General features: G+C 73.0%; 4 protein-coding genes and 1 pseudogene. 2 read left to right on the top strand and 3 right to left on the bottom strand.

Going from position 1 to position 4,193, the window contains the following annotated elements:
* Positions 1-215, top strand: a pseudogene (locus D8M29_RS09200) (hypothetical protein); the annotation flags it as partial.
* A gap of 9 nt (positions 216-224) precedes the next feature.
* On the opposite strand, the gene D8M29_RS09195 reads toward D8M29_RS09200, so the two are convergent.
* Positions 225-500 carry a DUF1540 domain-containing protein gene (locus tag D8M29_RS09195; protein WP_078026237.1) on the bottom strand — a complete coding sequence of 92 codons (276 nt, stop codon included), beginning with the start codon at positions 498-500 and terminating at the stop codon, positions 225-227.
* A gap of 336 nt (positions 501-836) precedes the next feature.
* On the opposite strand from D8M29_RS09195, the gene D8M29_RS09190 reads away from it, so the two are divergent.
* On the top strand, positions 837-1,598 hold the full coding sequence (locus D8M29_RS09190) for an OBAP family protein (RefSeq protein WP_127435478.1): 762 nt from the start codon (positions 837-839) through the stop codon (positions 1,596-1,598).
* Between the two features lie 80 nt (positions 1,599-1,678).
* Here D8M29_RS09190 and D8M29_RS09185 read toward each other — a convergent pair whose 3' ends face one another.
* Complete coding sequence (locus D8M29_RS09185) at positions 1,679-2,860, bottom strand: NAD(P)/FAD-dependent oxidoreductase (protein ID WP_036339621.1); 1,182 nt, start codon at positions 2,858-2,860, stop codon at positions 1,679-1,681.
* A gap of 112 nt (positions 2,861-2,972) precedes the next feature.
* Positions 2,973-3,926, bottom strand: coding sequence for a WcbI family polysaccharide biosynthesis putative acetyltransferase (locus tag D8M29_RS09180; protein WP_127445920.1), 954 nt, complete (start codon positions 3,924-3,926; stop codon positions 2,973-2,975).
* Positions 3,927-4,193: the final 267 nt, after the last annotated feature.

Below are 4,193 nucleotides of genomic sequence, written 5' to 3'. Positions count from 1 at the left end.
GCACCCCGTTGCAGGTCGACGCCGAGCCCCTGCCCGAGCCCCCCGCCCACGCCCTCGACGCGGACGAAGCCGGGGTGACCCTGCTGCGCGTCCGCGACGGCGAGACCACCGCGGTGCACGTGGCCCTGCCCGGTGCGGGCCGGCTCGACCACAGCCCCCGGCACGCCTGGCGGCGGCTGCTGGACGCGATCCCGGCGCGGGTCGCCCACCCCTGAGGGGCGGCGTCAGTCGATCGTGTAGGTGGCGCAGGTGGCCACGTCCGTGACCTCGATGCCCTCGGCGGTGCAGGCGAGGTCGGCGTTGTAGGTGCACTCGAGGCGGTGGCACGCACCGACGGTCGAGGCGCCCTCGGTCACCGGGCGGCGGACGTCCAGCTGGACGAAGGTGCCGCAGCCGGGCGTACGGTCGGAGCCGGCGACGGTGATGGCCAGGGCGCTGCAGGACGTCTCGGCATTGAAGGCGCAGGCACTGGCGGCGCAGGTGCGGACGGCGGTGGTCATGGCGTGATCCTCCCGGTTCGGGCCCGCCCCGGGCCGGGGCGGTGCTGCTGGAATCGAGATTACTCCGGTCCACGAATAGCACAAGAGGGGCGATCCTTAGTCAATAGAAGATTAGCGCAAATGGATTTTGCGCATTGTCGCGTGTCGTATGGACCGACGTCGTGCCCGCCGGCCGCCCGGAATCTTCTGCATCTCTGGCCCTTCTGGCGACCACGCGCCCACTCAGAAGGGTCAGATGCGCAGACGATCCGCCGTCCCCGCCTCCTGAGCAGCCCCGGCAGCCCCGGCAGCCCCACCACCCTGGCCGAGTCCGCCCCGCGCTCCTAGCGTGGGGCCATGAGCACCCATCGCCTGTCCTCCACCGCCCTCGGGTTCGCCGCCGGACTGGGCACTGCGGCCGCCGTCACCGCAGCCCGCAAGATCGCCCTCATGTCCGCCGTCGGAAAGGGCCACCCGCTCAAGCACCGCCTCCTGGACGCGGCATCCGGCCTGGTCCAGCCGAAGTACCCCATGGGCGCGATGAGCACCTATCTCAACGGACTGCACTTCTACGCCGACGACCTCGGCCGACAGGTCGAAGCCAGCCACTTCTGCATCCACCTGCGCCACGACCTGCACCAGTGCGTGATCTTCGACCGCAACGCGCCGGACGCACGGCTGATCGGCATCGAGTACATCATCAGCGAGGAGCGGTTCCGCAGCCTCCCCGACGAGGAGCGGCGCCTGTGGCACAGCCACCACTACGAGGTGAGCTCCGGCGCCCTCACGGCCCCCGGGGTGCCCGAGCTGGCCGAGCACAGTTACTTCGAAGACCTCATCCACACCTACGGGAAGACGTTCCACACCTGGCAGTACGACCGGGACGACTTCCCGTACGGCATCCCCCAGCTGATGATGGGCCTCACCGGCGACGGCCAGGTGGACGAGGCCCTCCTGCGCGCCCGCGACGAGCGCGTGGGCGTGGACACCGCGGCCAAGCGGCGCAACCGCGCGGACATCCCGGTCCCGGACGTGGTGCCGGGCGCGAACAGCTGGGAGCGCGGGCGGGTCGTGCAGACCACGCTCGAGGAGCGCCCGGTGCGGGGCCGCGACGACTGAGGCCGGCGTCGTCGGCAGGGCGCCGTTTCCCGAACGAAAGCACGTCCGCCGCACGGGTCGCGGCAGCGAGAACGCTGGGCTCAGACCTTCCCCTTGAGCAGTCGGTGCCAGTAGATCCGGGGCTGGCCGAAGCGGTCGAAGGCCGCCGTGCTCTTCCGCGGCTTCGTCAGGTCCACGCCGGGGATCGACCGGTCCTCGGAGCCGTCGCGGACGTGCTCGTCCAGGACCAGCTCGTCCCGGCTGACCATCACGGGGATCACGGTGTAGCCGTCGTACTTCTGGAGCGGCTTCCCCGCGTCCGCGGCCTGGATGTTCTGGGTCAGGATCTTGACCTGCCGGCGCAGGGCTCCGCCGGAGGGCCGTGTGCCCAGGGCGGCGGCGTCGCCCAGCGCCCACACGTGCGGGTGCACGGGATGCCGCAGGGTCGCGGGATCCGCGGCCGCCAGGCCGGCCTCGCCGTCGTCCGCCAGGCCCGCCTCGGCGATGAACTCCGGGGCCCGCACCACGGGCGTGATGTACGCGGCCGCGACGTCGGTGATCCGCTCACCGGTGTTGAGCACCACCTCGCGGGCCTCGTGGTCCACGGCGTTCACCTCTGCGCCGGCGTGCACATGGATGCCGTACCTCGCCACGGCCTCGGCCAGAGCGGGGTCGATGGTCTGCCGGTCCAGGATCCGGCCGTACGGGGTCACCAGGCGGACGTCCACGTCCGGCAGGATCCCCGTGCGCTCCCACGCCGCGCAGGCCAGGAACAGCGCCTTGAGCACGGTGCCGCCGCACGAGGAGGGCTCAGCCGGCACATTCGCCACCACACGGTCCCCCGCGGCCACACGCGACAGCAGCGCCCGGGCGGCGTCCACGTGCTCGGGCACGTGCGCACTCGCCGCCCATCCGGCGGCGTAGGCCTCACGCAGCCCGTCGATCGCACCCCACCACGGGGTCAGCCCCGGGCAGAGCACGAGGTGGCGGAAGCCCACGGTCAGCCCGGTGCTCGTCACCGCGGTCCGTTCCTCGGCGTCCACGGCCACGACGTGGTCCGGGATCCATTCGACCCCGTCCGGGATGACGGCCCGCATCGGCCGTTCGAACCGGGCCATGTCCGCCTGCCCGCCCGCCGCGTAGTTCAGCATCGGCCGGTAGCGGTGCAGCTGTTGGCCGTCGGCGATGGCGACCCGACCCTGCCGCTTCCGCCGCAGTGCGGCGGCCAAGGACACGCCGGCGTTGCCGCCGCCGACGATCAGGATGTCGTACTGCTCGGTCACGTGGTCCTCCGTGGGGTGACGGGGTCAAAGGAACGGTACGGCCGCCCCCGCAGACGTGCTCCGCGGCAGACGGGACGTGCCGCCCATCCTCCACTGGTGGCCGGGGCCGGCGCTAGCCCGTAAGGCCCAGCAGCCGCAGCTGGTCGGCGTACTTGCGCATCCCGACCTCCACGGCCTGCGGGTTCTGCGCGTACCAGTCCAGGTGGGTCTGTCGCAGCTGCTCGGCCGGGACGGTCTGTCCGGCCACGGTCCAGTCCTCGGTCGGCTCGGCGTCGAGGTCGAGGGCCTCCACCACGACCGCCTCGAGGGGCGCGCGCACCCCGCCGAGCAGCACGCGGGAGGCGGGTACGGGCTGGACGGCGACGTCGCCCGGCAGGCGCTCGGCCACGCGCTCGGCCACGCGGGTCAGCAGCGTGTTGGTCGGGTGGTTCACGGTGTAGAAGCCGACACCCCGCTCCGCCGCCACCAGATCCGCCATGGACAGCGTCCCCTTCGCCTCCTCCCGCGCCCGCAGCGCCTGCACGGACGCGGCCGCGGCCTCACGGATCGCCGCCGGCGCCACCTCCCGACGACGGCCCGTCGCCGCCTCGGCCAGCACGCGCAGGTCGTGGTACGGCACGACGGGCGGGTCCTCCCCCGGCCGCTCGGCCGCCCCGGGCGCGAACTTCCAGTTGCGGAGGGTGACCTGCCAGGGGAAGCGCGAGACGTCGTACACCACGGGGATCCGCACCACGGCGGCGTCCTCGGGCAGCCGGGCCACGAGCTGGTCCGTGCCGATGGGCATGCCCCGGTAGTCGTGCGGGATCGGCTGGGTGACGAGCGCCTTCACGCGGGGCAGCAGCCGCTCCAGGTGCTCGACCTCGTCCGGCTGGGCCTCGAAGGCGGGCGGCACGCGGACGCTCACCAGGTCCGCCCCGTGCAGCGGTGTGCCGGGCTCCCCGCCGAGCAGCCGCCGATACGACTCGCCCTGGCAGTTGCCCCACACCAGCAGCAGGTCACCCTCGGGCAGGTCCTCGAGCCCGTAGAAGTGCCCGTAGTGCCGGCGTCGTCCCTCATCCCACTGCATCCGTGCGTCCTCTCTCCTCAGCCGTCCACGCGCCGGATCCAGCCGACGCCCGCCGTCCCGAACCACCAGGCCAGGAACGCGGCGAGCGCCGCGAAGTCCAGTTCGTCCAGCTCGCTCATCGGTCCTCCCGTGTTCCGTCCTGTCCGCGATTGTGCCAGCCCCGCCCCGCGGGCACCGGCCCGCTCAGCCCCAGCCGCCCCACCACGCCTCGAGGTCCGGCACGGTGGCCACGGGCGCCCAGCCCAGCCGGGAGGCGGGCCCCCGCCA

The organism is Micrococcus sp. HSID17227 (assembly GCF_003989405.1).
Taxonomy (GTDB): Bacteria; Actinomycetota; Actinomycetes; order Actinomycetales; family Micrococcaceae; genus Micrococcus; species Micrococcus luteus.
The sequence above is the reverse complement of the archived record's forward strand: the minus strand, read 5'-3'. Positions and strand labels throughout refer to the sequence as shown.

Coding starts and splice junctions, on each gene's coding strand:
- D8M29_RS09190 (WP_127435478.1), top strand. CDS start 837: ATGAGCACCCATCGCCTGTCCTCCACCGCCCTCGGGTTCGCCGCCGGA.
- D8M29_RS09180 (WP_127445920.1), bottom strand. CDS start 3,926: ATGCAGTGGGATGAGGGACGACGCCGGCACTACGGGCACTTCTACGGG.
- D8M29_RS09195 (WP_078026237.1), bottom strand. CDS start 500: ATGACCACCGCCGTCCGCACCTGCGCCGCCAGTGCCTGCGCCTTCAAT.